12 protein-coding genes are annotated in these 13,622 nt (G+C 56.8%); all 12 read right to left on the minus strand.

Going from position 1 to position 13,622, the window contains the following annotated elements; translation table 11 throughout:
- Nucleotides 1-37: 37 nt before the first annotated feature.
- The 12 genes from ACOTZC_RS13055 to ACOTZC_RS13110 all read right to left on the minus strand — a co-directional run bounded on the left by ACOTZC_RS13055 (nt 38) and on the right by ACOTZC_RS13110 (nt 13,577).
- Nucleotides 38-445: a putative T6SS immunity periplasmic lipoprotein gene (locus tag ACOTZC_RS13055; RefSeq protein ID WP_045404297.1), complete on the minus strand. Its 408-nt coding sequence runs from the start codon at nt 443-445 to the stop codon at nt 38-40.
- A gap of 67 nt (nt 446-512) precedes the next feature.
- On the minus strand, nt 513-995 hold the full coding sequence (locus ACOTZC_RS13060; RefSeq protein ID WP_008502640.1) for an Hcp family type VI secretion system effector: 483 nt from the start codon (nt 993-995) through the stop codon (nt 513-515).
- A 682-nt stretch (nt 996-1,677) separates the two neighbouring features.
- Nucleotides 1,678-2,343: a hypothetical protein gene (locus tag ACOTZC_RS13065; RefSeq protein WP_226855178.1), complete on the minus strand. Its 666-nt coding sequence runs from the start codon at nt 2,341-2,343 to the stop codon at nt 1,678-1,680.
- Nucleotides 2,344-2,440: 97 nt separating this feature from the next.
- Entirely contained in the window at nt 2,441-3,940 is a 1,500-nt protein-coding gene (tssC, locus tag ACOTZC_RS13070) for a type VI secretion system contractile sheath large subunit (RefSeq protein ID WP_023336028.1), read from the minus strand.
- Between the two features lie 3 nt (nt 3,941-3,943).
- Nucleotides 3,944-4,468 (minus strand): type VI secretion system contractile sheath small subunit, encoded by a 525-nt coding sequence (gene tssB, locus ACOTZC_RS13075; protein WP_008502644.1) that lies wholly within the window; start codon nt 4,466-4,468, stop codon nt 3,944-3,946.
- 75 nt (nt 4,469-4,543) lie between these two features.
- Nucleotides 4,544-5,560: a type VI secretion system protein TssA gene (gene tssA / locus ACOTZC_RS13080; RefSeq protein ID WP_047173193.1), complete on the minus strand. Its 1,017-nt coding sequence runs from the start codon at nt 5,558-5,560 to the stop codon at nt 4,544-4,546.
- Nucleotides 5,561-5,571: 11 nt separating this feature from the next.
- The gene (tagF, locus tag ACOTZC_RS13085; protein WP_047173194.1) at nt 5,572-6,288 is read right to left on the minus strand and encodes a type VI secretion system-associated protein TagF; all 717 of its coding nucleotides are present in this window, start codon (nt 6,286-6,288) and stop codon (nt 5,572-5,574) included.
- Between the two features lie 16 nt (nt 6,289-6,304).
- A complete protein-coding gene (gene tssM / locus ACOTZC_RS13090) occupies nt 6,305-9,925 on the minus strand; it encodes a type VI secretion system membrane subunit TssM (protein WP_047173195.1) in 3,621 nt (1,206 codons plus the stop codon).
- A gap of 2 nt (nt 9,926-9,927) precedes the next feature.
- Entirely contained in the window at nt 9,928-11,166 is a 1,239-nt protein-coding gene (locus tag ACOTZC_RS13095; RefSeq protein ID WP_033145801.1) for a DotU family type VI secretion system protein, read from the minus strand.
- Nucleotides 11,167-11,183: 17 nt separating this feature from the next.
- Nucleotides 11,184-12,527: a type VI secretion system baseplate subunit TssK gene (gene tssK, locus ACOTZC_RS13100; protein ID WP_029740099.1), complete on the minus strand. Its 1,344-nt coding sequence runs from the start codon at nt 12,525-12,527 to the stop codon at nt 11,184-11,186.
- A 28-nt stretch (nt 12,528-12,555) separates the two neighbouring features.
- Nucleotides 12,556-13,059: a type VI secretion system lipoprotein TssJ gene (gene tssJ, locus ACOTZC_RS13105; protein WP_421635812.1), complete on the minus strand. Its 504-nt coding sequence runs from the start codon at nt 13,057-13,059 to the stop codon at nt 12,556-12,558.
- Between the two features lie 23 nt (nt 13,060-13,082).
- Nucleotides 13,083-13,577, minus strand: coding sequence for a hypothetical protein (locus tag ACOTZC_RS13110; RefSeq protein ID WP_033145802.1), 495 nt, complete (start codon nt 13,575-13,577; stop codon nt 13,083-13,085).
- Nucleotides 13,578-13,622 lie beyond the last annotated feature (45 nt).

Consider the following 13,622-nt stretch of genomic DNA (forward strand, 5'->3'; position numbering starts at 1 on the left):
TCGGGGCGAGAACGGCGACGTTTGGGGTTAAAACATTCTATTCAGTCTGCGTAAGCTTAAACTGGCCTGAAGGACCTTCTTGTAAGGTGAAACGGGCCGCATAGCGAATAGAATCGTTTTTTTCTGACACTTTCAAGGCAACATCATATTCTCCGGCTTGCCACGCAATCCCCTTCCACTGGTGACACTGCTGGGTCGTTAACGTCACCTCGGGGCTAAACGTTGACGGCGGCGATATCGCTTTCCATTCATTTCCCGCGCGTATCATTATGGTGGGCGAATGGCTGGTGACAGGCGCGTCTAACCCGGAATTAGCAGGGATAGCAAAGCAGGGTTCATTATTTTTCAGCGTAACCGAAAGCGACTGATATTGTCCTGGATGAGACAAACAGGCGCTGACCATCAACGTGACTGCAAACACACCGAATAACTTTTGCATAATCATGCCCGCCAATCCTGAGGGCTCTTGAGGTTGATAATGACCGGGGAAAACTCCCCGGCCACATACGCAATTACGCTTCTTTGTTTTCTTTGATGTTCCAGCCAGCGCTGCTTTCAGCACCTTTACCACCCGACGTGGTCTGCTCCCAGTACTGCTGTTTCACTTTCGCAGCCTGGAATGCATAGGTCACACCAACGGTGTCGCCGTTGTCAGCACCGGTGTACTGAACAGAGGTCACCAGCACATCTTCCAGCGTGATGCGGGAGTATTCCACCTGCTGGCCGCCGGCTTTACAGACGGACAGCTCAACTTTAGTCAGGTGTTTACCGCTGGCGCAGTGTTTCAGGATAGCGGTGGTGGATTTGTCGATCAGCGCGTTAACGTGCAGGTCGTTAAAGTTAACTTTACCGGCACCGCCGCCACCGCCAACGCTCATATTACCTGGCTGGGAAGCGCCCCAGGAGAAGGAGGTAATATCAGTCCAGCCGGTGTGGTTAGAATCTTTAGATTCGCCCGTAACACCCTCGACCTTCAGAAACATATCAATAGCCATAATATCTACTCTTCGTGGATGAACAATATTGCTTTCGAAAAAGCACTTATATGGCAAACAGGAAAGCATGGGGCTGAATAAAACCGTCCATATTTTACCTCTGCCTCTAGCCTGTCGAATTCGTACTTCGTACAGACTCTTCAGAGTGCCTGCAATTGCAACCACCCTAAATTATGGTTAGTCACACCTCATGGTAACTAAGCGCTAGACAATCATTCACTGCATCATCTAGAATATTTTCAACCGTCTATCATTCATATAAGGCAACATAAAATGAAGAAAATAATGTTATTAATACTGACAGTCGTATTTTTAGTTATCGCAATTTTCACAACTGTAGATCTTTTCCAATCAGCCTGGTATGTATTTTCATTAGAAAAAATCACTACAACTTCTGCAGGCTTACTTTTTGGGAAATTGGTTTTTTTGCTGATCATCCTTTTGGCATCTTACTTCTCACTAAAGTCCTTGCGCAAATCAAAGTCTTGACTTTAATTTTTCCGCAAAATAGTAAATAGCGATAGATGCAGCTAAAAGAATGATTAATAGAACTGTATTTATCGTTATTTCTAAGGTGGTTACCGACCAATCAAAAACAAAAATATAATAGCCAAGAGTTGAGAAAAAAAGCATAAATGAGACAATAAGCATGAGATAGACTATAACGTACTTTGATGCTCTTTCAAACACGAGTAGCTCCTGCTAAAAATCGGCTAAAAATCTCTTTATCTATAGCACCATGACTTTGTTGGAAATTTATAGCTTCAATAAATGGCTTAACATTATCTTCAACGAGAAAATATAATAAATCTAAATCACCCGCACCACGCAACTCATAGTAAATATCTTTGTTTAATTTTAACAGATCGTATGAGGTATATACTGAGCGAGAAATTGAAGCACCCACACTTAACACACCAGTAAGCCCTGCAGAAACAAGAAATCGCGGAACAATTTTTGAAACGAATAGCGTAATTAATTCATTTACGAAAACCATTTTAAAGGCTATACCACCTACTTGCGACCCACCTACTTTTAGGAGGAGCTCCTTAGATTGCTCTTCAGATAAACCAGACAGATAACGTTTGACCACTGTATTGATTAACCGACGCACATCTTCTGATGTAAGCCCTTTTTTGATTAGCGTTAACAACCTAATTTTATCTGTTTCATTTCGCCACCGATGGTCAGTATCCAGAAAATCTTTGGTTAACATCCATAAGTCTTCTGGGATTGACATAAAACCATCGACCGCGCTGCGAGCGAAAATTTCTGGACCACTCTGTTTACGCGTATCAAAAATCTTCAACATGCCATCTGCAATTTCTTTTGATGAACTCGTTCCCAATGTTGATTCCTCCTGAAGTTAATGAGCATCGATGGTTTTCTATATGAATTATGCCAATGTAGTTAACTTTGCCGGCCCAATGGGCCGGCTACACTCATCACGCGTCTTTCGTCTTCAGCGACGGCAGTTTAGAAACCAGACGCAGGGAAACGGTCAGACCTTCCAGCTGGTAGTGAGGACGCAGGAAGAACTTCGCGGCGTAGTAGCCCGGGTTATCTTCAATCTCCTGCACCTGCACTTCCGCAGCGGCCAGCGGTTTACGGGACTTGGTCTCCTGAGAGGAGTTCGCCGGGTCACCGTCGACGTAGTTCATGACCCAGTCGTTCAGCCAGCGCTCCATCTCTTCGCGCTCGCGGAAGGAGCCGATTTTGTCGCGCACGATGCACTTCAGGTAGTGGGCAAAGCGGCAGCAGGCGAACAGGTACGGCAGACGAGAGGCCAGACGCGCGTTGGCGGTGGCATCCGGGTCGTGGTACTCGGCCGGCTTCTGCAGCGACTGCGCGCCGATGAATGCCGCAAAGTCGGAGTTTTTGCGGTGAACCAGCGGCATAAAGCCGTTTTTCGCCAGCTCGGCTTCACGACGATCGCTGATGGCAATCTCGGTCGGGCACTTCATGTCCACGCCGCCGTCATCGCTCGGGAAGGTGTGGCACGGCAGGTTTTCCACCGCCCCGCCGGACTCCACGCCGCGAATCGAGGTGCACCAGCCGTACTCTTTGAAGGAACGGTTGATGTTGGCGGCCATCGCGTACGCGGCGTTCGCCCAGGAGTAGCTGTTGTGGTTCGCGCCGTCGGTCTGCTCTTCAAAGTCAAAGCTGTCCACCGGGTTGGTGCGAATGCCGTACGGCAGACGCGACAGGAAGCGCGGCATCACCAGCCCCAGATAGCGGGCATCTTCGGATTCACGCAGCGAACGCCAGGCGGCGTATTCGGTGTTCTGGAAGATCTTGGTCAGATCGCGCGGGTTAGCCAGCTCCTGCCAGGATTCCATCTGCATCACGCCCGGTGCGGTACCGGTGATAAACGGACAGTGCGCCGCAGAGCCGATGCGCGCCATTTCGCCCAGCAGCTCAACGTCCTGCGGGCTGTGGTCGAAGTAGTAGTCGCCGACGATGCAGCCAAACGGCTCGCCGCCGAACTGACCGTACTCCTGCTCGTAGATCTTCTTGAAGATCGGGCTCTGGTCCCAGCCCACGCCCTTGAAGCGCTTCAGGGTGCGGCCCAGCTCCTGCTTGGAGATGCTCATAAAGCGGATCTTCAGCATCTCGTCAGTTTCAGTGTTGTTCACCAGGTAGCTCAGACCGCGCCAGGCGCTCTCCAGCTTCTGAAACTCGTCGTGGTGAATGATCTGATTCACCTGCTGCGACAGCTGCTCGTCAATACCGGCGATCAGGTTCTGAATGGTGCGGTAGGTGTCGTTGGAGAAAGTGACGGTGTTTTCCAGCGCCTGCTGCGCCAGCGTTTTAACCGCGCTTTCTACGGCTGAACGGGCCTGATCGGTTTTTGGGCGGAACTCTTTGTTCAGCAGCGCGCTGAATTCATCCTGGCTGAACGCCTGACCCGCCTGCTGCTCGTGTTGTTGAGTCTGGTTGCTCATCGATTATTCCTCGCTACCTTTCGCGCTTTCGTCATTTTTCGGCAACTGGCTCAGGGATTTGAGCAGCGTCGGATCCTGCAGAATTTTAGCGATCAGCTCTTCCGCACCGTTTTTGCCGTCCATATAGGTCAGCAGGTTGGAGAGCTGGGTACGCGCTTCCAGCAGCTTATTCAGCGGCTCGACCTTGCGGGCCACCGCATCCGGCAGGAAGTCGTCCATGCTGTCAAAGGTCAGATCCACGTTGAGCTTGCCTTCGCCGGTTAGGGTGTTATCCACCTGGAACGCCACGCGCGGCTTAAGCGCCTTCATGCGTTCGTCAAAGTTGTCGATGTCGATTTCGAGGAATTTACGCTCGTCGACGGCCGGCAGATTTTCAACCGGTTTGCCGACCAGATCGGCCATGACGCCCATCACAAACGGCAGCTGAATCTTACGTTCTGCACCGTAGATCTCTACGTCGTACTCGATCTGCACGCGGGGGGCACGGTTACGTGCGATGAATTTCTGCCCACTGTTACTCATTGCCATGATGTTCTCCATCAAAGATGCGCGGTGAAGGTGAAACGGCAGGCTCCATGCCTGTCGTCATAATGCCTGGACGCGTTATTCGCGGCGCCCAAAGATGTTTTCAAGTTGGTTAACGCCGTCTGGCGCCAGGTCGCGAATAATGTCCATAAAGTTAAGTTCTGACAGCCGCTGCACCCGTTCAATCATCAGCGGTGCGGGGTGGCTCGGTTCGTACTGCGCAAAATACTGCTTCGCTTTTTCCAGCATCAGCTGCGCGTCGGCGCGGCTGGTGATCTGCACGCTGCGCCAGTCGGTGACCGACTGAACGGGCTGCGCTGCCGTCGACTGCTGCTCGGCCTGGGGTTCTGCCTGCGCCTCGCGGTTCGGCAGCAGCTTGCTGATGTCGGTTACCTGACACGCGCTGGCGACCAGTCCGACGGTTTTCAGCAGCTGCTCCATCTCGGGCACGCCGCTTTCACCGAGATGCCCGGTGAGAAGCTCGCGAATCGCCAGCAGACGTTCGTTAATGACGATAACCGCGGCGGTTCCCGGCTGGTCGCCGCGGGCCAGCTCGTCAATCAGCCGCGGACGCCCGCCGGGATAGTCCGGGCATTCGGTTTTACTGCCGTCCAGCAGGGCCTGAGCATCCCGGAGCGAAATTTCATCGCCGTTTGAACGCAGCAGCGAGGCGTTACGCACGGCGACGGTGAGGTCGGACTTATCGCTCAGCCCTGCCAGGGCGTTAATGCGGTAGAACGGGTCGGTTTCGCCATACTCTTCCAGCAGCGGATAGAGCGGCTCCCAGTAGCGGGCGATCGCCTCCTGCACCAGCAGTAATCCGTCCGCGTAGCCCGCAAGCCCGCGACGGCGGGTCCAGGCATGGGTTAACGCCAGCAGGACGCGAAGATCCTTGGTGCGGGTCAGCAGGCTGGTGGCGTATTTTTCCACCGTGTTCCAGTCAGCTGGTTCTGCCGGAATAATGGTGTCGCCAAACTGCTGTTCCGCTTTCCCAAGACTTGCCTGATTCATGCTCTGGAAGTCGGCGTCGTACTCCAGGTTTTCGCCACAGGGTTTTTCGGGACTTATTGGCGCGAGAAATTCTTCGATATTCATGAGATCCCTGCTTATTCAAACATAGGCGGATAGAGACCGTGACGGCCCGGACGGGCGCCCCCTGCCGGGTCGAACAGCAGGGTGAAAAGCTGCCCGGTAAAGTTACCGCTGTGCACGTGGGTGTACAGCGGGTAGCCGTCGCAGCGGTTGGTCCACCAGTAGCTGGTCTGACGCAGAGGATCAAAACATTCAGCCGCCTGAGGCCAGCCCAGCGTGCTCTGGCCGTCCTCGTCATAGCCAATCACATCAAGTATGTCGGAACGCTTTTGCGGCTCGACCGGCTGCGGGGCCGGAATGGACATCAGCATCTCGTCGAGCTGCGAGGCGGAAAAACTGTTGCGCACCGCGTGCAGCCCCAGGCGCCCAATCTGCTGATACCAGCTTTCGGCCTGGCTGAGCAGGCTGGTCGACCATTCGGACGGCGCGAAGCTCAGCTGAAGGCAAACAGGATACTGTCGGCCAACGCTGTCGCGGCCGGGCAGCAGACAGCCCATCTGGATCATCTGGCTGCCCAGCATGGGCGGTACCACAAAATTCCAGACTGGCGCTTTTTGAAACTGGCGCTCGCCGCTGCGCTGCTCTTCCTGCTGCCAGGCCAGCAGACCGACCTGGAACCAGTGTGACCACTGGCGCTGTAAAGTGTCAGGAAAGCGACGCTGCAAAAAATCTCCGGCGCTGGGTAACTTGCCATACCAGCTGTAGCGGTTCATCGCAGGGGTATTCGTCATACGGCTGTCCTTGCGGTTATGGGCATGAGAAACGGGGAAGCTGGAACGGGTTACGAATGCTGTTTGGCGCAAACTCCAGCGTGACCTGATGTCCGTCGACGTTGAAGGTGGCCTGACGGCTGAGGCTACCCGCCCCCGGGCTGGTGCTCGCCTTATCAAAGAAGCGGTTCAGCGCCCAGGCGCCGTTGGTGACCAGCGTCGCCGTGCTGCCGTTCGCCAGCCCCAGCTGCATGCGTACCTGGTTGGTGCCGCCCGGCCCCGGCCAGTTCATGATCTGCACGGCCTGCGGGCCGTGGCTGTAGCGCAGCAGCTGGCCGTCGACGTCCAGCGTCAGGTTCAGAATGGAGTTATCCATTCGCACGGTGCGAACCGTCACCTTGAAGGACGGCGTCGTGGCGCCATTAGCAAAGAAAGCGTCGCGAATCGACTGGGCCTGTTGGAACGGTCTCAGCAGCCCTTCGCTTCCCGGCAGCGTTTTACCGTCGATGCCGGGCATAAAGCGCCAGTTTGCCTGCGTGGTATCCACTTTATTGGTCAGATTGTCGCGGAAGAAAGCGTCCATCAGCCCGGTTCCCGGCGCAAACATGCGCGCGAGATCGTCAGGGGTGACCTCGGTGCTGGCACTGCGCACCAGCGGGTAACGGCTGGCGATCGCCTGACGGCAGAATCCTCCCACCTCAACGTTAATACGCTTCCGCACGTTTTCGAGGTCGCGGCGCTGGGTATCGCTGCTGGCGCCCACCGCCATATTGCTGAACATGGTTTGTAGCCCGCCCGGCAGGCGACCGGCGCTGGCCTGGAGGCGGCTGATCGCCTCTCCGCCCGGTGCCGGCATGCCGCTGTTGGCCGCGTCCTGAACCGCGGTCAGGTAGCGATAGAGCTCATCCACCTGCTTGAGAAAATCATCAAACACGATGGTCTTCCCGCCCTTCTCCAGCGGCTGCGCCAGCTCAATCATCGGCGCGTAGTGGTCGGTGACCAGCTGTTCCGGCGCCTGGGTGACCACGGCGGCCTGGGCCGGCGCAGCGTCATTGTTGCTGAACAGCGCTTCCAGCGTGCGGGTGGCGCGGTTGCTCTGCGCCTGCGCTTTATCCGCATCTTCCGGCGCTGGCGCATTGCGCGACAGCGTCAGGACCTGGCTCAGGTTCTGCACCAGGCGGCGCAGCGGCGAGTTTGCTCCGGAGAGCAGGCGCGCGGTGTTGATGCGCTGGGAGAGATCGGCGCTGTTATTGAGCTGAATGTCGGCGAGGAAGCGATCCCAGTTCGCGATAAAATCGCGCATGTAGAGCTGGCGCACGGCGTTATCGATCTGCTGTTTATCCTCCTGCGCCGTCGCGGCCCCCAGCACCCAGGCGTCGTCCTCGTGCAGGGCGGTGGTTACGCTGTCAATCTGGCCGTTAAAGCTTTTCCAGTAACCGTCCGGGGTATACAGACCCGGCACGCCTTCGCTCACCGGTTTGCCGCTTTTGCGGGAAAACACCAGCTCGCTCTGCGGTCCGCCCAGGTCGGAAAGGGAGACCGGCTTGAGGTTGTCATCATGCTCCAGCAGGCGTTTGAGGCGACCGTATACGCGCGTGGAGAGCGGCTGCTGATTGATCATCGCTCTTTCGCGGGCCACCAGGGATTCATCCTGCGCGTACGGCGAGGCCTGAATTTTCGGTTCCAGCAGCTGCGTCAGGTGCCATTCAAGCTGCTGCAGCTGCGCCTTCGTGACGTTCTGCGGAAGATTTCGCTGCAGGTTGAGCATCACCCACGAATGCAGGAATTTGCCGTCGTAGTGCTTCGGCTGATACAGCATCTGATAGGCTTTCAGCGCTTCATAGCTGTATTCCACGTCGCTGCCGTTGTCGTTGCGCAGCCAGGTGGTGATGTGCATGGCAACGGCAGGCAACAGCATCTGATCCAGCGCTTTCTGGTACAGCGACTGCGAGGCATCGCTGACGTCATCTCCGCGGTAGAGCCCCATACGGCGGGATACGGGCGGATCGTTCACATCAAACGCGTCGCTTTTCGGCAGATCCACCAGACCGTTCAGCAGCGGCAGCAGATCGAACAGGTCACGCTGGGTCTGGTTCTGCAGCGACTTGCTCTGCTGGTCCAGCAGCGGCACCTTCGCATCCACCTCTTCCAGATAGGCCTTGTTTTTGGCATAGCTGGTCAGCCACAGACCGCCGAGGATAACCAGCAGGGCCAGCAGCGCCGCGTAGCCGGACCAGATCACCGCCCGGTTGCGCAGCTCCCACCAGCGGTTTTCGCCCGCGATACCGGCTTCCTGGAAGATGACGTTTTGCAGCAGGTTCTTAATGAAGAAACTCTGACCTTTTGCCCCCGGGATCGGCGCTTCTTTGCTGACCGAATCCCAGTTATCCGCCTCTCCCCCTTCCGGCAGCGACAGCGCGCGGTTCAGTTCGCCCATCACGCGGTCGAACGGCATGCCTTCCTGAGTCCCGCTGGCGAAGTAGATCCCGCGCGGAGAGAACTCGGTTTCGAAGTTGGAGCGGGCGAAGACCGTGCTCAGGTAATCCGCCAGCAGCGGACGCAGCGCGGCGAACTCCTGCGGGAAGAGATACGCTTCGGCGCGGGTTTTCGCGTCGTGCTCTTTCAGCATGGTTTCCGGCAGCCCGGCATCGAGGCGCTGCTGCAGCAGAGAAAACTCCTGCTGGAAGTTGCCCATCAGGTCGTAATCGGCGTGTTTGGTTTGCTCCCACGGCAGCGTAAAGCCCCAGATCTGGTCGCGCTGCGCTTTGTCGTAGTCGGCAAACCAGGCGCGGAAGCCTTTAAGCAGATCGGCCTTGGTCACCATCACGTAGACAGGGAAGCGAATACCCAGCTGTTCATGCAGCTCGGACAGACGCTGGCGCAGGTTCACCGCCTGCTGGCGGGACGCCTCGGCGGACTGGGTGAGCAGGTCAGAAATGCTGATGGTGATGATGACGCCGTTGATCGGCTGGCGGCGGCGATACTTACGCAACAGGTTGATGAACTCCAGCCATTCGCCGGCGTCCTGTACCTGCTCGCTCTCCTGGGTGGTATAGCGGCCCGCCGTGTCCAGCAGCACCGCCTCATTGGTAAACCACCAGTCGCAGTTACGCGTGCCGCCAATGCCCCGCAGCGCGGTCTTACCGAAGCGATCGGCCAGCGGGAACTGCAGCCCGGAGTTAACCAGCGCCGTGGTTTTACCGGAGCCCGGCGCGCCGATAATGACGTACCACGGCAGCTGATAGAGATATTGCGTGCTGAAGCGCTGCGTCCATTGGGCGCCCTGGCCCGCTTTGCTGAAGTGCGCTTTTTTCAGCATCTGCGCGGCTTCATCAAAGCGGCTGGCGAGGATCTGCTCCTCGCTGTTCAGCCGCTTCTGCGGATCCGCCGCTTCCGGGCTGGCGGTGTTCTCCTTGAGCTTGTCCATCAGCTTGCGGTTAAGCCAGGCATTGTACAGGCGCGGCAGAATGTGGCCCTGCGCCCAGAGCAGATAGACCACGGCGATGCTGATAATGCGGTTCTGTTCAGACTCAAGCGGTCGGGTGTCCACGATGGACAACAGGGGACCAATCATCCAGATCACCGCCGCAAGCGCCGTTACGCCGAGGAAGCTCCACAGAATGCGGTTGGTCAAGATGGAAAGAAGTGTAGTCAGCATCCTTAGTTTCCTTGCGGCAATCCGTTCAGCTCGGCCTGAGTGTTTTCAGGCGACACCAGCAGAGTAATTTCCACACGGCGGTTACGGGCGCGGTTTTCAGGCGTCGTGTTCGGCGCCACCGGGTTAATCTCGCCCCGCCCTTCCGCTTTCACGCGGCCAGGCTGAGAGAGGCTTCCCTGCAGCATTTTCTGTACCGAGCGGGCGCGTTCCAGAGAGAGTTCATAGTTCGAGGCAAAGCGCGCGCTGCGGATCGGCACGTTGTCGCTGTAGCCCACCACCAGAATTTTGCCGCTGACGTTATTCATCGCCTGCGCAATGCGGTTGATGACCGGTTCATAGCGGTCACGCACGACGGTAGAGGCAGAGGCAAACAGCCCGTCGCCCTTCAGGATAACGACGCTGCGATCCGCTTCGTCTTTCACCGCGACCAGGCCAGCCTCGATTTCAGGCTTCAGGAAGCCGCGCAGGTTCAGCACCGCTGGTAGCTGACGGGCCGGCTGCTGAATAGTGGTTTCCGGCAGCTGGGATTGGTAAATCTTCGCCAGCACCGGGTTGGTGTTATCGCCAAGGCGCCAGTTAAGCACGATATAAAACAGACAGGCGATAAACCCGGCCAGCGCCACGCAGGCCCACAGGGGAACCATCGGCCGCCAGAGCTTGCGCAGCACCGGACGATCTTCCGGATGGGGAGAAAGCGGCGGCGGATAGCTGCCGCGCACGCCGCGGATCATCTGCCACAGCCGCTGCTTGATGGTTTCAAGCTGGGTGCGGCCATTATCCAGTACCCGATAGCGTCCTTCGAAGCCCAGCAGCAGGCAGTAGTTGATCATCTCCAGCAGCAGAATATGCTCGCGCGGGTTCTGCGACAGGCGCGCCAGCAGCTGGAAGAACTTCTCACCGCCCCAGGTTTCGTTATGGAAGGTCACCAGCAGACCGTTGCTTGACCAGACGCCGCTGCTGCCCCAGGGGGTGAGCGCGGCGGCCTCATCGAGCGCCGTACACAGGCAGTAACGCGCCCCGACGATCACTTCGTAGGGCAGCCCCGCCTGCTGGCAGCGGACTTCGAAACGGCGAATCTCATCGATCAGGCGCTGGCGTAACGCCACCTGATCGTCATGGGAGACCGAATGACGGATCTGCGGAATCGCGTTGAGCAGCGGATTGGCGGCCGCCACCAGCTGATTGTTGCTACTGGCCCCGGTAAACGCGGCATCACTGCCGGTGTCCTGTCGTTCCTGCATATTAAGCGCTCGCTTTATTATTCTGTCGGGCTACGGATGGCCCAAAACTCCATATCCAGCCCCGGGAACTCCCCTGCAAGATGCAGGGCGAATGCGCCGGACTTATCCATCTCGTGCCACAGCTCGCTGCCCTTCTCCAGTTCAAAGTAGCTGTAGCCGGCATGCCACGGGATCTGCGGCGGCGCGACCGGCATGGCGCGCAGCATAATGCCCGGCAGCTGAAGCTGAACCAGATCGCGGATTTTCGAGACCGGCGCGACCTTCATCTGCGCCGGGAAATGGGTTTGCAGATGTTCGCCTGGCACATTGGCTTTTACCGCCAGCACGAAGCCGAACTCGCGCACCATGCTGGTTTCAGGCACCGTAGCGATGTTCAGGCCATGGGAGCGTTCGTTCAGCGGCAGCTGAATCGCGTGGTCTTCCATCACCAGCGACAGCCCCTGACGCAGCATCAGCATCAGTTTGCTGAAGCAGTTTGCCAGATCGTCATGATCGTAAATCGGCAGCACGCTTTCGGCGGTACGCTGCGACGTCCAGGTGGCTAGCTCGGTCGCAAACGGCAGCCAGCTGCGCCAGAGCGTTTCGGGATGCAGCAGCGGGAGGGTTTTTAAATGAGATACTTCGCCCAGATGACGGTTAACCAGCGACAGCAGCGTGAACTCAATCAGTTCGGAGGTGTTAAAGCGGCCAGGCTGGCGCAGACGACCGCCAATTTGCTGGCTGCGCTGCACCAGCAGACCGTGCAGATCGTTGATCATGCTGTAGATCTGCGGGCTGTTGTTGGCGTTGAGCATCGGCGGGATGTAGCTGTTGTCGAGCCGCACGTGGTTGTCGTTACGTTTCTCCGTCACAAACGCCACGCCGATGGCGGTCCATTCCGCCGTGAGGTCTTTTTCCAGCATCAGGGTCAGACGCAGGCGGCCAAACTGGACGGTGGCATCCCCCACCGACATGGCGTTGTCGTCTTCCACCTCTTGCTCGAAAGCGATGAAGCGCGCCAGCGAGGCCGGCTCTTCGCTAAAAATCACCTCTTCTCTCTCGCCGCGACGAACAGGCAGCGCGAGCACCACCTTTTCGTTGGTGAGGTTGTCAGGAATTTTCAGCGGTACAGGACCGTTGCGCCCGTTACGCACCTGGAAAAAGGTGCCGTCCGGCAGCAGGCCACTGCAGTAGCTCAGGGCAATGCATCCCTGACGAAGCATCGCTTCATCCAGTTCCACGTCAAGAAAGCCCCAGAGATATGACCGCTGTAGCGCGCCCCATTCACGAACATGGTTGAGCAGATAGCTTTCAGTCCGCTGAAAATGGTGTGGACGCAGGAACATGCCTTCGGTCCAGACGACCTTTTCTGCTTTCGTCATGATGATGTGTTTCCTGTGTTGAAGCGCGTTACTGGCTGATGACCCGAATGCCGTTCACGTCGAGAAAAACGTTGGCCTGAAGTTCATCCGCGGACCATTTCCAGAACTGGTAGATATGATTTTCGCCAGGCACAGGCAGAGGGAGTGAAACGCGCCATTTTTTGCCATCCAGCATCTGATACTCCGCCATCACGCCGATGTAGCGGGCCTCCGGAGAGCTTTGCCCGCTGAGGGTTTTGGACAGCTGTCCCGGCATCAGGAAGAACACGTCGCTGTTCAGCAGATTCGCGCCAAGCGTGGCTGACGCGTTGTTCTGCAGGGAGTAGAAGTCGCTGGACATGAAATCCGCATCGGATTTCAGCAACAACACCCGAACCTTAAGCGGCGCAGATTCGTTGATTTGTGGATGAGCCTGAAACTTCAGATTGTAGCGGGAGGGGTCGCTGTGTGAAGACGACGAACAACCACTGACCAGGGCGAAAATCACCGCGTAAAAGAATAACCACAGCTTATGAAAATTTTTATTATTCATAAAAATGCGCTCATGCAAGCCGTTTAGTTCAGGATCCAGGTACCGTTAGCGCTGTCTTTGCAGGCTTTGCTGTTGCCATCGACGTCGACACAGGTCGCTTTTTTACGCGCCTTCGGACGGATGGCCTGTTTACGCACGGCGGCGTCGTACAGGTCGGCCTTGATCACGGCGCGCATCGGGACGTAACCAATCAGCTGATCGTTACCTTCATCGGCAAGCGCCATCCAGTAGTGTTCAACCTGCCCCAGTACCACGTACGTTTTTCCGGTGTCGAGAGTGCGGATAACTTTGCCGCCGAAGTCAGGACGGCTCATCAGGGAGGCCGGATACATGGCGCGATACGGTTCGTTGACCGGGTTGAACTCCGCAGGCGGCGTCACAGCGTGACGGTGGGTTAAGGTCACGCCGTTGACCTGGCTGGTCTCGATCGTATCGTCGTTGATCACAGGTTTCTGCGGCGCTTTACAGCCCGCCACCGCCATTACAAACAGAAGTGAAAACAGTACGCGCATTTTCATATGCTTTTCCGTAGCGATATTTCGATGATGAAGATAAGGGGGTGA

Origin of the sequence: Enterobacter cloacae complex sp. SHL009 (assembly GCF_049237205.1) — a bacterium.
GTDB lineage: Bacteria > Pseudomonadota > Gammaproteobacteria > Enterobacterales > Enterobacteriaceae > Enterobacter > Enterobacter cloacae_M.